15 protein-coding genes are annotated in these 19,039 nt (G+C 37.6%); all 15 read right to left on the bottom strand.

Annotation, left to right across the window (positions count from 1 at the left end; translation table 11 throughout):
• Window positions 1–372 precede the first annotated feature (372 nt).
• A complete protein-coding gene (locus tag ACN6MX_RS05615; protein ID WP_419961665.1) occupies window positions 373–1,602 on the bottom strand; it encodes a M16 family metallopeptidase in 1,230 nt (409 codons plus the stop codon).
• 94 nt (window positions 1,603–1,696) lie between these two features.
• Complete coding sequence (gene pnp, locus ACN6MX_RS05610; protein ID WP_419961664.1) at window positions 1,697–3,817, bottom strand: polyribonucleotide nucleotidyltransferase; 2,121 nt, start codon at window positions 3,815–3,817, stop codon at window positions 1,697–1,699.
• A 155-nt stretch (window positions 3,818–3,972) separates the two neighbouring features.
• Window positions 3,973–4,242, bottom strand: a complete 270-nt coding sequence (gene rpsO, locus ACN6MX_RS05605) for a 30S ribosomal protein S15 (RefSeq protein WP_090562453.1) — start codon at window positions 4,240–4,242, stop codon at window positions 3,973–3,975.
• Between the two features lie 376 nt (window positions 4,243–4,618).
• On the bottom strand, window positions 4,619–5,572 hold the full coding sequence (ribF, locus tag ACN6MX_RS05600; protein ID WP_419961663.1) for a riboflavin biosynthesis protein RibF: 954 nt from the start codon (window positions 5,570–5,572) through the stop codon (window positions 4,619–4,621).
• A gap of 1 nt (window position 5,573) precedes the next feature.
• A complete protein-coding gene (gene truB / locus ACN6MX_RS05595; protein WP_419961662.1) occupies window positions 5,574–6,494 on the bottom strand; it encodes a tRNA pseudouridine(55) synthase TruB in 921 nt (306 codons plus the stop codon).
• A gap of 71 nt (window positions 6,495–6,565) precedes the next feature.
• Window positions 6,566–6,907, bottom strand: a complete 342-nt coding sequence (gene rbfA, locus ACN6MX_RS05590; RefSeq protein ID WP_090562463.1) for a 30S ribosome-binding factor RbfA — start codon at window positions 6,905–6,907, stop codon at window positions 6,566–6,568.
• A gap of 22 nt (window positions 6,908–6,929) precedes the next feature.
• Window positions 6,930–7,208, bottom strand: a complete 279-nt coding sequence (locus tag ACN6MX_RS05585; RefSeq protein ID WP_419961661.1) for a DUF503 domain-containing protein — start codon at window positions 7,206–7,208, stop codon at window positions 6,930–6,932.
• On the bottom strand, window positions 7,208–9,607 hold the full coding sequence (gene infB, locus ACN6MX_RS05580; RefSeq protein ID WP_419961660.1) for a translation initiation factor IF-2: 2,400 nt from the start codon (window positions 9,605–9,607) through the stop codon (window positions 7,208–7,210). The genes ACN6MX_RS05585 and infB overlap by 1 nt, the downstream gene beginning before the upstream one ends.
• Window positions 9,608–9,611: 4 nt before the next feature.
• Window positions 9,612–9,932 (bottom strand): YlxQ family RNA-binding protein, encoded by a 321-nt coding sequence (locus ACN6MX_RS05575; protein WP_211893659.1) that lies wholly within the window; start codon window positions 9,930–9,932, stop codon window positions 9,612–9,614.
• On the bottom strand, window positions 9,929–10,207 hold the full coding sequence (rnpM, locus tag ACN6MX_RS05570) for an RNase P modulator RnpM (RefSeq protein ID WP_419961659.1): 279 nt from the start codon (window positions 10,205–10,207) through the stop codon (window positions 9,929–9,931). The genes ACN6MX_RS05575 and rnpM overlap by 4 nt, the downstream gene beginning before the upstream one ends.
• A 19-nt stretch (window positions 10,208–10,226) precedes the next feature.
• Complete coding sequence (gene nusA / locus ACN6MX_RS05565) at window positions 10,227–11,360, bottom strand: transcription termination factor NusA (RefSeq protein WP_419961658.1); 1,134 nt, start codon at window positions 11,358–11,360, stop codon at window positions 10,227–10,229.
• Between the two features lie 22 nt (window positions 11,361–11,382).
• Complete coding sequence (rimP, locus tag ACN6MX_RS05560) at window positions 11,383–11,862, bottom strand: ribosome maturation factor RimP (RefSeq protein ID WP_419961657.1); 480 nt, start codon at window positions 11,860–11,862, stop codon at window positions 11,383–11,385.
• A gap of 134 nt (window positions 11,863–11,996) precedes the next feature.
• The gene (locus ACN6MX_RS05555; protein WP_419962563.1) at window positions 11,997–16,295 is read right to left on the bottom strand and encodes a PolC-type DNA polymerase III; all 4,299 of its coding nucleotides are present in this window, start codon (window positions 16,293–16,295) and stop codon (window positions 11,997–11,999) included.
• Between the two features lie 270 nt (window positions 16,296–16,565).
• Entirely contained in the window at window positions 16,566–17,831 is a 1,266-nt protein-coding gene (rseP, locus tag ACN6MX_RS05550) for an RIP metalloprotease RseP (protein ID WP_419961656.1), read from the bottom strand.
• 45 nt (window positions 17,832–17,876) lie between these two features.
• Complete coding sequence (gene dxr / locus ACN6MX_RS05545; protein WP_419961655.1) at window positions 17,877–19,025, bottom strand: 1-deoxy-D-xylulose-5-phosphate reductoisomerase; 1,149 nt, start codon at window positions 19,023–19,025, stop codon at window positions 17,877–17,879.
• Between the last annotated feature and the right edge of the window lie 14 nt (window positions 19,026–19,039).

The raw sequence follows: 19,039 nt of genomic DNA, 5'->3' as shown, positions 1-19,039 counted from the left end.
AGTAAATAATGATGAAATGGACTTAGATTAAAAAAAATCCACTTTTTTCTCTCTTAATAAAATACCTAATCGGGCAGATAGCTTTTATCCCTATAAAATTTTGATTACTCTTATTGTCTCAGCGATATGCCTTGCTCTATCTCTGAGTGGAGAACAACACTGTATATTGATTGGAGTGCAAGGTGGCGACTCCAGTGGGATAAGCGAGAAAGTCGAGACCCCGCAGGGAGCGTAGCGAACGAGGAGTCTCGGCCTCGCCCGCGGAAAGCGTCCACCTGGAATGGAAATCAGTAGTATTTTTCATTCTCTCAATTCCCATGTTCCCAGTGTTCAATGGCCATTTTAATATATTTTCCATTTAAAAAAAGCCGATCATTTTTGATCGGCTTTTGGTTTGATGATGGATATGGCTGGTTTGTGAGAAAATGTCTCTACTGCTAGGTCCATTACTGATTGTAATGTGACTTCATCAATTGATTCACTTACTTCATCTAATGAACGATGTTCTCCGTAGAGTAATTCATTTTTACCATTACGGCTCATACGAGCATTAGAGCTCTCTAATCCAAGGAGTAAGTTTCCTTTGAGTTGCTCTTTTGCATTTGAAACTTCTGTTTCTGTAAACCCTTTTTCAAGGACGGATTGGATTGTTTGCTGTATAGATTCTGTTAATTCCTCTAGTTGGTTGCTAGAAGTTCCACCATAAATAGCAAGTGCCCCTGTATCTTCATAGGAAGAATGATACGAATAGATAGAGTAAGCAAGACCTTTTTCTTCTCTAATTTCTTGGAAAAGCCTAGAGGACATACTGCCACCCAAAATATTGTTCATCACTACCAAACTGTATATATTATCTGCTTTTACACTTAAGCTTGGGTAAGCTAAACAAAGATGTGCTTGCTCTGTTTCTCTAAAATTTTCCACATGCACTGCTTGCAATTTTGGAGTTTCCACATGTATTTTCTCATTATTTTTTTGGTCTAATCGACTAAATAATGTTTCAATATGCTGTAATAGTCCTTCGGGAATATTACCCGCAACTGAAATGACTACATTTTCTGGCGTATAATGTTTTTTCATGTAAGCTAGAATTATTTCTTTTGTGAAACTATTCAACGTTTCCTCTGTTCCTAAAATAGGTGAACCTAGAGGATCATTTTCGTACATCGCTTGCCATAAATATTCATGTACAATATCATCTGGTGTGTCTTCTACCATGTTAATCTCTTCTAGAACAACCTGTCTTTCTTTCTCTATTTCATTTGCATCAAATTGAGAATGGAAAAACATATCTGCCAGTATTTCTACTGCATGTTCTGCATGATGATCCAATACTTTTGCATAGTAGCACGTATTTTCTTTAGATGTGAAGGCATTGATATTTCCACCGATACGATCGAATTCTTCTGCAATTTGCTTTGCTGTTCTAGTTTCAGTTCCTTTAAATAGCATATGTTCAATGAAATGAGTTAAGCCATTTTCTTCTGGCAGCTCATATCTTGACCCTGCTTGCACCCAAATCCCCACAGCTACAGAACGTACATATGGGATATGCTCAGACACAATTCGAAGTCCATTATTACATGTAATTTTGTTTATCAAATTAACACCTCTGTTTATTCTATTCAACTATTTAAAAAGGTTGCCGTAGCTACATGGCTACAGTCAACCTTTTATGTCTTGCTAATGTAATTGCTTATTTGTTTTCTTGTTGTTCAGCGCGTTCTTTTTCTTCTTTAATTACAACTTTACGAGATAAGTTTACGCGACCTTGATTGTCGATTTCGATGACCTTCACTAGTAGTTCATCACCAAGTTTAAGAACATCTTCGACATTTTTCGTACGTTCTTCTTGAATTTCCGAAATATGCAATAAGCCATCCTTGCCAGTGAATATTTCTACGAAGGCACCGAATTTTTCAATTCGTTTTACTTTCCCTAGGTAGTATTCGCCAACTTGGGCAACTCTCACAATGTTTTCGATAATTTCTTTAGCACGTGCAATCATATCTTCATCTGCTGAAGCGATATAAATTGTACCATCTTGCTCTGTATCAATTTTTACGCCAGTTTCATCAATGATTTTATTAATCTGTTTACCGCCTGGTCCAATTACATCACGGATTTTATCCGGATTAATCTTGATAACGACAATCTTAGGAGCATATTTTGACAACTTCTCACGTGGGTCAGAAATTGTTGCAAGCATGCTTTCTAAAATTTGCATACGACCAATTTTTGCTTGTTCAAGCGCTTCTTCCAGAATTGTTCTTGATAGTCCATCAATTTTAATATCCATTTGAAGAGCTGTAATTCCTTTAGAAGTACCTGCTACTTTAAAGTCCATATCTCCAAGATGATCTTCCATCCCTTGAATATCTGTTAAAATAGTATAATGTTCACCTTTTTTCACAAGTCCCATTGCAATACCCGCAACTGGTGCTTTTAAAGGTACACCTGCATCCATCATCGCAAGAGTAGACGCACAAATACTAGCTTGTGAAGTAGAACCATTCGATTCTAATACTTCAGCTACTAAGCGAAGTGTATACGGGAAATCAGCTTCATCCGGAATAACTGCTTCTAAAGCACGCTCTCCTAATGCACCATGTCCAATTTCACGACGACCTGGAGCACGAATAGGACCAGTTTCTCCAACACTAAATTGAGGGAAGTTATAATGGTGCATAAATCGTTTAGTTTCTTCTAGACCAATACCGTCGATAATTTGAACATCACCAAGAGGTCCTAAAGTACACACACTCAATGCCTGTGTTTGACCACGAGTAAATAATCCAGAACCATGCGTTCTTGGTAAAACGCCTACTTCTGATGAAAGAGGACGAATTTCCGCTACTCCACGACCATCAGGACGGATTTTGTCTTCTGTGATCAAACGACGAACTTCTTCTTTTACCATTGCATCTAAAATTTCACGCACTTGTTTCAACGTTTCATCCGTTGCTTCTTTTTCAGTGTATTGTGCTAAAACTTCTGTTTTTACTTCCGTAATAGCATCTTCGCGAGCATGTTTTTCTTGCACTTGAATTGCTTGTACAAGTTTTGCTTCACAAATACCTTTTACTTCTTCGAAAAGTTCTTTATCTAACTCAAAAAGAGGAATATCTTTTTTCGCTTTACCAACTTCAGCTACAACTTTTTCTTGGAATTCGATTAACTTGATAATTTCATTATGTCCAAACATAATTGCTTCAAGTACTGTTTCCTCTGAAACTTCTTTTGCTCCAGCTTCAACCATGTTGATAGCGTCTTTTGTTCCAGCAACAGTAAGGTCTAGAGTACTCTTCTCCATTTGCTCAACTGTAGGATTAATAATTAGTTCTTCACCAATTAACCCTACTTGTGCTCCTGCAATTGGACCGTCAAATGGGATATCTGAAACGCTGAGCGCTAAAGATGAACCTAACATTGCAGCCATTTCAGATGAACAATTTTGGTCAACGGACATAACGATTGAAATAACTTGCACCTCGTTACGGAATCCATCTGGAAATAAAGGACGAATTGGACGGTCAATCAAACGACTAGTTAAGATTGCTCGTTCCGAAGGACGTCCTTCACGCTTAATAAATCCACCTGGAATTTTACCTACAGCATATAATTTTTCCTCATAGTTCACTGTTAACGGGAAGAAATCTAAATTCTTCGGATTTTTAGATGCAGTTGCTACAGATAATACAGTTGTATCACCATATCTTACTAATACTGCTCCGTTCGCTTGTTTTGCAAGTTGTCCTATCTCTACTTGCAACGGGCGTCCTGCCCATTCGTACGTAAATACTTTCTTTTCACTCATGTAATCTGGACTCCTCTCGACTTCAAAAACTCCTTAAAAAAAGGGTATATATTGGTTATATGTATCATAAGTAGTGTATCAAAAATCTTTCAACTATGCGAAGTTTTTTATGCAAAAGAAAAAGCGGGATAAATCCCGCTTTCCTAAATCGAATCTTATCGACGTAATCCAAGTTTTGCGATTAGATCACGGTAACGTGATACTTCGTTTTCACGTAAGTATTTTAACAAGTTACGGCGACGTCCAACCATTTTGAATAGACCACGACGTGAGTGATGATCTTTCTTATGAGTACGTAAATGTTCGTTTAAAGAGTTAATCTCTTCTGTAAGAATTGCGATTTGAATATCAGCAGATCCAGTATCACTTTCGTGAGTTCTGTACTCAGCGATTAATTCATTTTTGCGTTCTTGTGTAATTGCCATGTTGTTTTCCTCCTAAAATTCTAGTTATCCCCTAATCCTGAGCAATCGTTGGAGAATCGAAAAAGCCAAGGAAAGGTTAAGTACGGTATTGTACTTATAAAGATTATCATAAAAAGGAGTCTTAAGCAACTAATTAGTAAATGAATGCTTTAGCACCTTCCTATTAGTTTTTAGAGTATATTGGCTGACCAACAGTGCACATCTTAGTAGTACTTCCTCACTGAATTTATATTAAAAACTATTTACTTGCGCGGGAGAATGATTTACTTGCGAAACGGAAAATTTATCCAGAAGTTACCCCTTAATCATTTGAATAAATATGGAAAATAGCAAAAAGTAATAAGACTACCGAAATTAAATCCGGTAGCCATTCTTTTTATGCTTTTTCATTTTTAAAGAACTCTATTGCAACTTGTTTGTCTTTCCCAATTTGTTCTTTTAATTCTTCAATTCCATTGAATTTTTGCTCTGACCGGATGCGCTTATACCAATGTACAGTTACTTCTTCACCATAAATGGATTGATCAAAGTTAAAAATATGTACTTCAATAGAAAGCTTTTTTTCTTCGGGGTTATTAAATGTTGGTTTATAGCCTACATTACATACACCCTCATGCCAAGTCTCCTGAACACGAATTTTAACTGCATACACGCCGATTGCAGGTGTAAATTGTCCTTCAGTTGGTTCGACATTTGCCGTTGGAAAGTTAATAGTTCTCCCTCTTTTGTCACCATGGATAACAACTCCTGTTAACTTAAAAGGCCTACCTAATAGCTCTCTTACTTGCTCCATACTACCAACTTTTAGCTCAGCTCTGATCCTAGTAGAACTAATTTTCTCACCAATAAGCTCTTTTTTATCTACGACCGATACGGAATATTTCCCTTCTGAAAGAAGTTCCATATCCTTCATAGTTCCTTTTCCAAATGCTCCAAATGAGAAATCGAAGCCGGCAGTAACATGTTTCACATTTGCTTGTTTTATAAAGAATTCGATAAACTTTTCTGGTGTTAGCTTTGCAAAATCGGAAGTGAATCGAACAACAAAAACCGCATCCACACCTAAGCCTTTCAGTATTTCTATTTTTTCTTGAATAGGTGTAATATAAAATACTTTTTCTTTTCTTTCACCAAGCACTAAGGAAGGATGAGGGTCGAATGTCATTACTGCTGTTTTAATATTCAACACTTTTCCTTTATCGAGAGCTTCCTGAATAACTGCTTGATGCCCTTTATGTACTCCGTCGAAGAAACCAATTGCTAAAGAATATGCTTCATTTTTATCGCTTGCAAATAAATGGTTGGGAAAAGATAAATGATATACGTCCATATTAATCTCCTTTTTCAGATGAAAACATTTTTTCTGGTTTCATCATACCACTTTTGGTTGGATGTTTTATATATACTGCGATCGGGCTCTCCTGCATTATATATACTATTTTCTCGTTCACAGCCAATAACGAGTGGATTTCCACAACTTGTCCATTCGTAATACTCTTTTTGTTTTCATCATTGACTTCAACTGTTGGCCAACCCGACAATGCATCTTTTAAAGGGAGTAATGTATCTGACAAAGTTTCTTTATCAACCGCTTCTTGTACCTCGGCTAAAGTTAAACATTGAGCTTTAGTAAAGCTGCCCGAAGCAGTTCTGACTAATGTAGACATATGTGCTGGATATCCAAGAAGTTCACCAATTTGAACAGCAAGTGTACGGATATAGGTTCCTTTTCCACAGTCAATTTCTATAATGAATGTAACTTCCTTGCCTGAAAAGGTTGTCGCTTTGTCAAGTAAATTAATATTGTGAATCATCACTTTTCTACTTGGACGTTCCACTTCTTTTCCTTCACGGGCATATTCATATAGTTTTTTCCCATTCACTTTGACCGCTGAATACATCGGTGGGATTTGAGTAATTTCTCCAGTCAACTCAGCTAATGTTTCTAAAATTTGTTCTCTGGAGAATGATTTAGATGTTGAATCTTTTACTACGATTTCGCCATCGGCATCTTCAGTCGTCGTTGATGTACCAATAGAAATAGTAGCTACATATGTCTTTCCTTGATCCATAATATATTCTGATACTTTTGTTGCTTGCCCTAAGCAAATCGGTAAAACTCCTTCAACGCTAGGGTCCAGTGTTCCTGTATGACCAATTCGTTTCATTTTAAGGATTTTTCTAAGTTTAAACACACAATCGTGTGAGGTCATTCCTTTTTCTTTCCATAATGGCAATATTCCTTCGTACATGCAGTTCACCCCCGGTATACATAACAAAGAAGTCTGCTTCAATAAATAAGCAGACTTCTTTGTTTGTTTTATTACTCAGATGGTTTATTAATTTGTCTTAATAAATCATCTATACGATTACCATATGCTGCAGATTCATCATATTCAAAAATTAGTTCAGGCGTGATACGTAAGCGAATACGTTGCCCTATTTCAGAACGAATAAATCCTTTAGCTTTTTCTAAAGCTTTTAAAGTATCAGCCCGGTTTCCTTCAAGCACTGTGATGTAAATAGTCGCTTGTTGTAAATCACCAGTAACAGCTACATCTGTGACAGTGATAAAACCGATACGTGGATCCTTTAACTTTCGTCCGATAATTTCGCCCAACTCTTTTTTCATTTGCTCAGCAACTCGGTTAGCACGCATTGACATGATCGCTACACCTCATTTTCTTTTATAAATATTCCTTACTTATATTAATGCATTCCCATTCAGGATTAGATTCCAAGAAACGGATGGCGTTCATAAGCTCTCGTTCAGCAGCATCTTTTTGAGAGGCAATTGCAACGATTCCAATAGTAGTACGTTGCCACGTATCTTGATGATCTAATTCTGAAATAGAAACATTATACTTTTGTTTGGTTCTCGTGAGCATTCGTTGAAGAACTGCTCGTTTTTCTTTTAAAGAATGTGCAGTGGGAATGAGAAATTCGCAGTCTGCATAGACAATCATTATCGTTTAATTTCTTCCATGATATACGCTTCAACGATATCGCCTTCTTTAATATCATTGAAGCCTTTAATAGTGATACCACATTCATATCCTTTAGCAACATCTTTTGCATCATCTTTGAAGCGTTTTAGAGTATCTAGTTCGCCTTCAAAAATAACAATTCCGTCACGAATGACACGGACACCACTATCTCTAGAAATCTTACCTTCCGTTACGTAAGAACCAGCAATTGTACCAACTTTAGATACTTTGAAAGTTTCACGAACTTCTGCTTGACCGATAATTTTCTCTTGGAATTCAGGATCCAATAGTCCCTTCATCGCAAATTCGATTTCTTCGATAACTTTATAAATAACACGGTGTAAACGGATATCTACACCTTCTTGGTCTGCCATACGTTTTGCATTTGTATCTGGACGTACATTAAATCCGATTACAATTGCATTCGATGCAGCTGCTAAGCTAATATCTGATTCTGTAATTGCTCCTGCTCCAGTATGAATGATGCGAACATTTACGCCTTCTACATCTATCTTCATAAGTGAAGCCGCCATCGCTTCAACAGTGCCTTGAACGTCTGCTTTCACGATTAAGTTTAACTCTTTCATTTCCCCTTGTTTCATTTGATCAAATAAATTGTCTAATGTCACACGAGTTTTTTCTGAGCGTTGAGTAACTTGCGCTTCTGATGCACGAGTCTCCCCAACTTGACGAGCTGTTTTTTCATCTTCAAATACAACAAAGCGATCTCCAGCTTGAGGCACTTCGTTTAAACCAGTAATTTCAACTGGTGTAGATGGACCTGCCTCTTTCACACGACGACCAAGGTCATTAACCATTGCTCTTACGCGTCCAAATGCATGACCAACAACGATAGGATCTCCGACTTTTAACGTACCGTCTTGAACTAGTAATGTAGCAACAGAACCTCTACCTTTGTCAAGTTGAGCTTCAATTACAGTTCCTAATGCAAGACGTTTTGGATTTGCTTTTAACTCTCCAACTTCAGAAACAAGTAATACCATTTCTAATAGGCTGTCGATTCCTTCACCTTTTAGTGCTGAGATAGGTACGAAGATAGTTTCTCCACCCCACGCTTCAGGAACTAAGCCATGCTCTGTTAACTCTTGCATAACACGGTCAGGGTTGGCAGAGGGTTTATCCATTTTGTTTACTGCAACGATAATAGGCACTTCAGCTGCTTTCGCATGGTTAATAGCTTCTACAGTTTGAGGCATAACTCCATCATCTGCTGCAACTACAAGAATCGTGATATCCGTAATTTTCGCACCACGTGCACGCATTGTCGTAAATGCGGCATGTCCTGGTGTATCTAAGAACGTAATCTTCTTGTCATTGTCTTCTATCATGTAAGCACCGATATGTTGAGTTATACCGCCTGCTTCACCAGCAGTTACTTTTGTATGACGAATAGAGTCAAGAAGAGTTGTTTTACCATGGTCTACGTGGCCCATAATAGTAACAACTGGTGGACGCTCTGTTTGATTGGTACTATCTTCTGGAGTAGGATCGAAGTGAACTTCTAAATCAGTAATATCGATTCGGATTTCTTCTTCTACTTCTACACCATAGTCTGCACAAATAAGTTCAATTGCATCCTTATCTAATACTTGGTTTATTGTTGCCATTACGCCAAGTAGGAATAATTTTTTGATAATCTCAGCAGGTTCACGACCAATTTTTTTCGAAAGTTCTAATACTGTTAAAGAATCGGTAAACGTAATTTTCGCTGGAAGTTCACGTTCTTTTCTTGGTACTGGTGGTTGAACAGGCGTAGTAGGACCTTTTCTACGTTTTTGGAATTTTTGACCCGGTCTATTGCCACCTGGGCGATTTTGTCCACCCGGACGATAAGCACCAGCTGGAGCTTTGTTATTAGTAAATGTCTTTTTAGGTTGGTTATTTGTTCCTTGAGTACTGTTAGATTGAGTATTGCTTCCTGCAGTATTGTTTTGATTAGACGGTCTTGATTGTCCTTGTGATGCTGGTCTTTGTTGACCTTGGTTAGATGGTCTTGACTGTCCCCCAGATGCTGGTCTTTGTTGACCTTGGTTAGACGGTCTTGACTGTCCCCCAGATGCTGGTCTTGATTGTCCTTGGTTAGATGGTCTTGACTGTCCCCCAGATGCTGGTCTTTGTTGACCTTGGTTAGACGGTCTTGACTGTCCTTGTGATGCTGGTTTTGAAGATGTTTGAGTAGGTTTTGTTGATTGCTGTGAAGACTTCTTGTAAATACCATCCAGTTTTGAGATAGCGTCTCCTTCAAGTGTAGACATATGATTCGTTACTTGAATATTCATCTTTCCTAGTTGCTCAATAACTTCTTTACTCGATTTATCTATTTGTTTCGCGTATTCATGAACTCTGATTTTAGTCATTAGCTCACCCCCGGTTATATTCGTTGAGAAGGCCGGACAGTTTTTTAGCGAAACCGTCATCCATAATGGCTATTGCCACCCTGGCCTCTTTTCCCGTCGCATGTCCGAGATCGTGCCGGTCTCCAAAGACATGCAGCTCAACGTTAAAAGATGCACATTTATCATTAATTTTCTTTGCTGTATTTTTAGAAGCATCATTCGATAAAACAACTAGTTTTGCCTTTTGGCTTCTTATTTCTTTTACTACTAATTCTTCACCAGTTATTGTTTTTCTTGCTCGAGTTGCTAAACCCAATAGATTAGATATTTGCTCTTCTATTGTCATTTGAGTTTTTCTCTTTCAATAATAATGATTAACTGATCATATATTTCATTTGGAATTGGTGCTTCTAAATGAGTGCCTAATGAATTTTTCTTTTTCGCTTGGTTTACCGCTTCGATAGATTTAGATACATAAGCACCACGACCTGATTTTTTTCCTGTTAGGTCCACGGAAACTTCTCCTTCTTTCGAACGGACTATACGAATCATTTCTTTTTTCGGAAACATTTCACCAGTAGCAACACATTTACGTAACGGTATTTTCTTTTGAACCGCCATACAAAATCACCATCCTAGCTTATTCTTCTTCTTTATAAAAATCGAAATCATCCAATTCTTCTTCATCCAAGTTTTCTATAATAAGCTGTGGAGAATTTTCATTTGGATAAATTCCAAGCTCTCTTGCATCTGTTTCACTTTTAATATCAATCTTCCAACCAGTCAATTTTGCTGCAAGACGAGCATTTTGACCTCTTTTACCAATTGCAAGAGACAGCTGGTAATCTGGAACTACAACCGTTGTGGATTTTTCATCTTCATTTACTTGAACGTCGATAACTTTAGAAGGACTTAGCGCATTTGCGACAAATACTACTGGATCTTCAGACCATTCAACTATGTCAATTTTCTCTCCACTTAGCTCATTCACAATTGTTTGAACTCGGGCTCCTTTTGCACCAACGCATGAGCCAACTGGATCAATTTCGTCATTATGTGCAAAAACGGAAATTTTAGATCGGTCCCCTGCTTCACGGGCAATTGACTTAATCTCGACAATGCCTTCAAAGATTTCTGGTACTTCCATTTCAAACAAGCGACGAAGTAAGCCTGGATGTGTTCTGGAAACGAATACTTGAGGACCACGTGTAGTACGTTCTACTTTCGTAATATACACTTTAATACGTTCATGAGGTCGATATGTCTCTGTTTGAATTTGCTCATTTGCAGGTAATACTGCTTCAACTTTTCCTAATCCCACGTATATATTCCGTGCATCTAATCGTTCAACAATTCCATTTACGATATCATCTTCACGATCCACATATTCTTCGTAAATAAGACCACGCTCTGCTTCGCGTACACGTTGAGTTACTACTTGTTTTGCTGTTTGAGCTGCAATACGCCCAAAATTACGTGGAGTTACTTCCTCTTCCACTACATCACCAATTGCATAATGTGGATTTATAACCTGCGCATCCTCTAAAGAAATTTGCAAACGATCGTCTGCTACTTCTTCCACTACATCTTTTCTTGAATAAACAAGCATCGTTCCAGTAGCTAAGTTAATATCGACACGAACATTTTGGGCTTGGTTAAAATTTCTTTTGTAGGCTGTCACTAAAGCAGCTTCTATTGCTTCTATTAAAACATCTCTTGAAATACCCTTTTGTTGTTCGAGCGCAGTTAACGCATCTAATAATTCACTACTCACTGCTTTCACTCCTCCATATACGTTATGCAGAGAAATCAATTGCTAAACGAGCAAGCGCAATTTTCTCTTTTTCAATTTGAATTTTTACTCTTCTAGTTTTAACTCGTACTTCGATTAAAGCGCCTTCTTCTAATGAATAAGAAAGTAATGTCCCTTCAAATTCCTTTGCCCCGTTCACTGGTTCGTATGTTTTGATATAAACATACTTGCCAATTGCTTTTGTGAAGTCAGCATCTTTTTTCAAAGGTCGTTCTGCTCCAGGAGATGAAACCTCTAAAAAGTAATTTTCCGAGATTGGATCTTCTACATCTAGCTTTTCACTTAACTTTTCACTAACTTGAGCGCATTGTTCAATATCTATACCGCCAGTTGGAGTATCAATATAAATACGTAAAAACCAATCACGGCCTTCTTTTACATATTCTATATCTACAAGATCTAAATTTAACTCTTGTAAAATAGGCGATACAAGCTCTTCAATTTTACTTGTAATATTACTCATATAAGCCTCCTACACAACAATGATTTTCTATATAACAACAGAAAAGAGCGGGAAATCCCACTCTTTCGTCACAGAACTATGAAACATTGGTAGTTTTATATTACCATACATCATGTAGCCTTGCAAATTTCCTACTAAAACAGAGAAAGCTGATTGGCATCTGGTAAGCCTTCTAAACAGCCCATCGCATCCATATATTCGATGATCGTCTTCGAAACTTTACCTCTTTGTTGAAGGTCTTCCTTCGATAAAAATTCACCATCAATTCTTGCTTTAGCAATCTGGAAAGCAACATTTGTACCTAATCCCGGTATCGAATTAAAAGGAGGAATTAACGTATTTCCTTCAATTATAAATTCATTGGCATGCGATTTGTATAAATCTACTTTTTGTATTCGAATGCCACGTTCAGACATTTCTAATGCAATTTCTAATACTGTCAATAAGTTCTTTTCCTTTGGAGATGCCTCTAGTCCCTTTGCGTTGATCTCGTCCAATTTTGCTCGGATTGTTTGAGATCCGTTTACCATAGAGATTAAATCGAAATCAGAAGCTCTTACTGTTAGATACGCTGCATAATATAGTATAGGATAATGAACTTTAAAGTATGCAATACGAACCGCCATTAATACATAAGCAGCAGCATGGGCTTTCGGGAACATGTATTTAATCTTTTTACAGGATTCAATATACCAATTGGCAACTCCTTGCTTTTTCATCTCTGCTTCAAATTCCGGAGTTAGCCCTTTCCCTTTTCGAACAGACTCCATAATTTTAAATGCCAAGGAAGGATCTAATCCTTGATAGATTAAATAAACCATAATATCATCACGACATCCAATTACATCAGAAAGCTGACAGGTGCCTGCTTGGATTAGCTCTTGTGCATTTCCAAGCCATACATCCGTTCCATGCGATAACCCAGATATTTGTACTAACTCAGAAAAAGTGGATGGTTTTGTTTCTTCTAGCATTTGACGAACAAATCGAGTTCCGAATTCCGGAATTCCTAACGTACCAGTTTTACAGTCAATTTGTTCTTCCGTTACACCTAATGATGCTGTACCACTAAATATCTTCATCACTTCTGGATCATCTGTAGGAATTGTTTTAGGGTCAATCCCTGATAAATCTTGGAGCATACGAATAACAGTCGGATCATCGTGTCCAAGAATATCTAGTTTTAGTAAATTATCATGGATGGAATGAAAATCAAAATGAGTTGTTTTCCATTCGGAGTCCTGTGCATCTGCAGGAAACTGAATCGGCGTAAAGTCATATATATCCATATAGTCAGGAACAACGATTATACCACCTGGATGCTGACCAGTTGTTCGTTTAACACCAGTACAACCCTGCACTAAACGATCAATTTCCGCACCGCGAAGAGACATATTGTTATCGTTCATATAACCTCGAACATATCCATAAGCCGTTTTTTCAGCTACTGTTCCAATTGTACCGGCACGAAATACATAATCCTCTCCGAATAACTCCTTCGTATAGTTATGCGCAATCGGCTGATACTCACCGCTAAAGTTTAAATCTATATCGGGAACTTTATCCCCTTTGAATCCTAAGAAAGTTTCAAATGGAATATCTTGTCCATCTTTTACATAAGGTGTTTCACATTTAATGCAATTTTTGTTTGGTAAGTCGAAGCCAGAACCAACTGACCCATCTTGGAAAAACTCAGAATGCTGACAACTTGGGCATACATAATGAGGTGGTAATGGGTTTACTTCTGTAATTTCTGTCATTGTTGCTACAAGAGAAGAACCTACCGAACCCCTCGAACCAACTAAATATCCATCATCTAATGATTTTTTAACTAATTTATGCGAAATTAAATAAATAACAGCAAAACCATGCCCAATAATAGATGTTAATTCCTTCTCAATTCGTGCCTCTACTATTTCAGGTAATTCTTCTCCATAGATTTCTTTCGCTTTAGAATAAGTAAGAGATCTTACTTCCTCATCTGCCCCTTCAATCTTAGGTGTGTATAATTCATCTCTGATTGGTTTAATGTCTTCAAGTGAATCTGCTATTTTTTGGGGATTAGTCACTACGATCTCTTTTGCCAGGTCTTCTCCAAGAAATGCAAAGGCATCTAACATTTCATTCGTCGTACGGAAATGTACCTTAGGTAGCCCATGGCGATTTAATGGATTAGCCCCACCTTGTGAGTTTACGAGTATTTTTCTAAAAATAGCGTCATTTTCATGCAAGTAATGCACGTTTCCAGTAGCTGCAACAGGTAAATTTAATTTTTTACCGAGTTTAATCATTTTACGGATGATGTCTTCTAAATTCCATTCGTCTCTAACTAATTCTGCCTCGATTAAGTGAGCATATACTTCTTTAGGATGTATTTCTAAATAATCATAGAACTGAGCAATCTCTTCTACTTGCTCTAATGGTTTTTGCATAAGACCTTCAAAAACCTCTCCTTTATCGCATCCTGAACCAATGATTAGTCCTTCTCTATGCTTTTGCAGCACAGATCGTTTTAATCTTGGCACACGATAGAAGGTAGTAGTATGAGCAAGAGACACTAATTTAAATAGGTTTTTCAAACCTATGTCATTTTTAGCTAAGATTGTACAATGTGTTGGTCTAGCTCGCTTATATGAATCCCCTTGTCCGATATGCTTGTTAAAGTCATCGTGATACTCTATTTTATGTTCCTCTGCTTCTTTTAATAAATGAAGCAATAAATACCCTGTTGCTTCACAGTCAAATATTGCTCGGTGGGCTTGTGTCAGCTCAATATTGAATTTTTTCGTTAAAGTACCGAGACGATGAGATTTCATCTCGGGATGTAAAAACCGGGCAAGCTCCAAAGTATCAATTACAGGGTGATTAAAATGATCTATTCCTGTTCTACGATATCCTTCGTATAAGAAGCCCATATCAAAAGATGCATTATGCGCAACAATTATGCCATCTCCAATAAACTCATAAAAGTCTTTAATGACCTGTTCTATTTCAGGTGCATTTCGAACCATATCATCTGTAATTCCAGTTAACTCGATCGTAGTTGCTGAAAGAGCATGATGCGGATTTACAAATCGTTCGAACTTATCGATTATATTGCCGTTTTGCATTTTGACAGCTGCTAATTCGATTATTTTATCGTAAGTGGCAGATAAACCTGTAGTTTCTACGTCAAATACTATATATACTGCATCTTCTAATGCAGTATGCTGCTCATCATAAGCAATAGGAACCCCGTCATGTACAAGATTCGCTTCTAAACCATACAGAATTTTAATACCATTCTTTTTCCCAGCTGCATACGCCTCTGGAAAAGATTGCAAATTAGCGTGATCTGTAATGGCAATCGCTTTATGTCCCCATTTAGCTGCTTGTGAAACTAAGGACGAAACTGAAGAAACAGCGTCCATTTGACTCATCGGTGTATGAAGATGTAGCTCCACCCGTTTTTCTTTCGCAGTATCCAAACGTACCATCGGATTTATCTCGTTCATATCTTGTGCCATGATGATTAAATCTCGTACAAATGTATCGTTTTGCACTGATCCTCTTACCTTTATCCACATACCTTTTTGCAGTCGTTCCATCATGTGTGCATCCTCTTTATCTCTAGAGAACATTTTCACTAATATGGAGTCTGTATAATCGGTAACTTTCGCAGTCAAAAGAGAACGGCCACTTCGTAATTCTTTTACTTCTACATCGAATACAAAGCCTTCAATCGTCACCCTACGCTCTTCATCCTGGATAGTTTTTATATCAATAATAGGCTCATCTTTTTTAAGCGGCACTCCAAGTTGGAATGGACCGTCTGTACTCTGGTTACCATTTTCCTGTCTATTTTGATCGCGTTTCTGCATATCTTCTAAAGCTTTTTGACCAAGCTTTTCTTCCTCTAAACGGCGCTGTTCTAAAAATTCTAATTGCGCTTTTGCTATTGCTTCAGTATCTTCTACCAAACGGAAGTCAAACGCTATTTTCGGAAAACCAAACCCGACATATATATCCGATAATTGTTCGATATATTTCTTTTTAAACGTTCGTAATTCAATTTCCTGTCCACAGGTTAAATGAATCATCTGACCATTCCATTCAGGCTGTTGTTTCAACAAGCGTTCTTTTAAAGGTGGTGCCATATCACTTAATTCTTTAAGAACTAACGGCCAATATTGGTTGATCAACTCTTGTGAAACATCTTTGCCCTCACATTGAATAGTGAGCAATATATTAGCTATACCAGAAAACTTTTCTAGTAGTCGTGTTTGGAAAATCGTAAATACATCTATAGGTAATATAGCTTGTAATTGAATTTGAAAATCCCATTGTCTATTTTTCTTATGTACCGTTAATCGATCAATGGATGCATGTTCAAAGTGCTTTACGAAAGAATCCTCTGTTAACTCTAGTTGTTGCAACAACAAGTGCATCCTCATTTTCCCGTCATCCACAGCTCGTATCCCTCCTTCTTGTCTAGCTCCAGCGCCTAGCCCCTCGAGTCGCTTCAGAATTTCAGCAAAGGCGCAAAATACGCCTTTACGTGAAATCCTTCCATCGCTAGTCGGAGGCAGGCCAACACGATGTGGGTCAGTCAGTCATTGCGACACGATGTCGCGAACTTAGACTGACTTCCCATAGGCACCTGCGCTTTTCTATACACAGTAAAAGAAAGGAAGTTCAGATAATTGAACTTCCCCCCTAATTTTTTACCCATTGAAGAAAAATCGTTGTATGTCATTCCATGTAACGACAACCATTAATACCATCAGTAGCATTATTCCGACAAAGTGGACCATACCTTCTTTTTGTTTGTCTATCGGTTTCCCACGTAAAGCTTCAAACAAGAAGAATAATAATCTTCCTCCGTCTAATGCGGGTAATGGCAATAAATTCATAATACCGAGATTTATACTTAATATTGCAGCCCAGTGCATTAGATTGTATACACCGTATTGCGCAACTTCTTCCGTCGCTTTATATATTCCTACTGGACCTGATAAATCATCTATAGAAAAATTACCAGTAATTAATGTACCAAGTATAGTAAATATACGTTTAGTCCATTCATAGGTCTGTTCTGCCCCATAGACAACTGCTTTTGCAGGATTTTTCTCTAACGGACTAGAGTATTGTACACCAATTTGTCCCACTTTTTCTTTACCAGCTACAACTTCATTCGGCGTCATAGATAGATTTACTTCTTGCCCATCACGTTCTACTGTAAATTCCATTAGCTCGTTTGAACTGACTTTTACTTTTTCAGATAGTTCGTCCCAAGTAGTAATAGAAACACCATCAATCTTCGTTACTAAATCACCATCTTGCATACCAGCTTGTGCTGCAGGACTGTCTTTAACTACAGTTGTAATGACTGGTTCATATGTTGGTACTCCTTGAAACAATCCAAGCGCTAAGAAAATAAAAAAAGATAGGATAAAGTTAAAAAGGGGTCCTGCAAAAATAGTCATTGATCGTTGTCCAACCGACTTTGAGCCGAATTGACGATCAGCAGGTGCAATTATTGTTTCATTGCCTTTTTCATTTATGACAGCATTTCGCGCTACTTTGTATCGCACTAACTTTTCTTCTTCATTGTATCCTTCGATAAACATTTGGTCGGTTAAATTAGATCTTTCTACTTCTAAAAACAACATATCTGGAAACTGTTTGTTTTGGTTTAATAAAATTTGATCGATTTCGTCTAAATCATTTAAATGTATTCCTAAACGATAACCAGGCTGTAGCTCAACTGAGTCCATATCTTCACCGGCCATACGAACATATCCACCGATTGGAAGCAACCTTAGCGTATAAAGAGTTTCACCCTTTGTATATCCAAAGATTTTAGGCCCCATACCTATCGCAAACTCTCGCACCATAATTCCTGCTCTTTTAGCAAAGATAAAATGCCCAAACTCATGGAAAAATACAATACTTCCAAAAATAATTATAAACGCAATGGCTGTCTCCATTATACCCCACCTTTAGTTTCTAGCTGATTATGCTTTCACATCTTATCATTTTATCATGTTCTGAACGGATTTTCTCGTTTTTGCATCTACATGAAGAATTGTTTCTAAATCTGGATTCGAAAGGTTCACATGCTCATCCATTGCTCGCTCTATCAACTCATCAATTTTTAAAAAGCCAATCTTTTCTTGTAAAAATAAAGCTACAGCCGCTTCGTTAGCAGCATTTAGCACCGTTGTCATCGTTCCACCTGCTCGTCCTGCATCAATGGCCAATTTCAATGCATGATAACGTGTATAATCCATCTCTTCAAAATGCAATTTGCCTATTTGAGCTAGATTAAGACGCGGGGCTGTCTGTCTTGTCAATCTTTCTGGATAAGACAATGCATATTGTATTGGCACACGCATATCCGGAGTTCCTAGTTGAGCAATAACACTAGTATCTTGAAATTCAACCATTGAATGTATAATACTCTCTCGGTGAAGTAATACTTCGATATCATCGTAAGCAATATCAAATAGAACTCTGGCTTCAATTACTTCTAAGCCTTTGTTCATCATCGTGGCAGAATCAATCGTAATTTTCGAACCCATAGACCAGTTCGGATGATTTAGTGCATCCTGTACAGTTACATTTTTTAGCTCTTCCCGAGTACGATCTCGAAAGCTTCCGCCCGATGCAGTAATTATTAGCTTTGCAATTTCAGAACGTTTTTCTCCGTTCATTGCTTGGAATAATGCTGAATGCTCGCTGTCCACTGGAAGAATTGGCACATTATATTCCTTAGCAGCTTTCATTATTAAGTGTCCTGCAGTCACTAGCGTCTCTTTATTTGCAATTGCAATTGTTATACCTTGTTTGATCGCTTCTAATGTTGGTCTTAAACCTACACTACCTAGTACTGCATTCACTAAAACATCCGCATCTGCATGTGCTGCAACTTGTATTAGTCCGTGGTCACCAAAGACTATTTCGATTTGAGGAAACTCTTTTCCTAATTGAATGGCATCCTCCTCAGTTAAAACAGAAACTAAAGGAACAGTAAAATCTTGAATTATTTGCTTTGTAGCGTCTATATTTTTCCCCGCTGAAAATGCAACTAGTTGAAACTGATCTGGATGTTCTTTTATTATATCCAGTGTTTGCATTCCGATAGAACCAGTGGCTCCTAATAAACTTATTCTTTTCACCATGAAATAATGTCGTC

It is taken from the genome of Psychrobacillus sp. BM2, from assembly GCF_048572895.1.
Taxonomy (GTDB): Bacteria; Bacillota; Bacilli; order Bacillales_A; family Planococcaceae; genus Psychrobacillus.
This window is presented reverse-complemented; position numbering and strand designations above follow the sequence as displayed.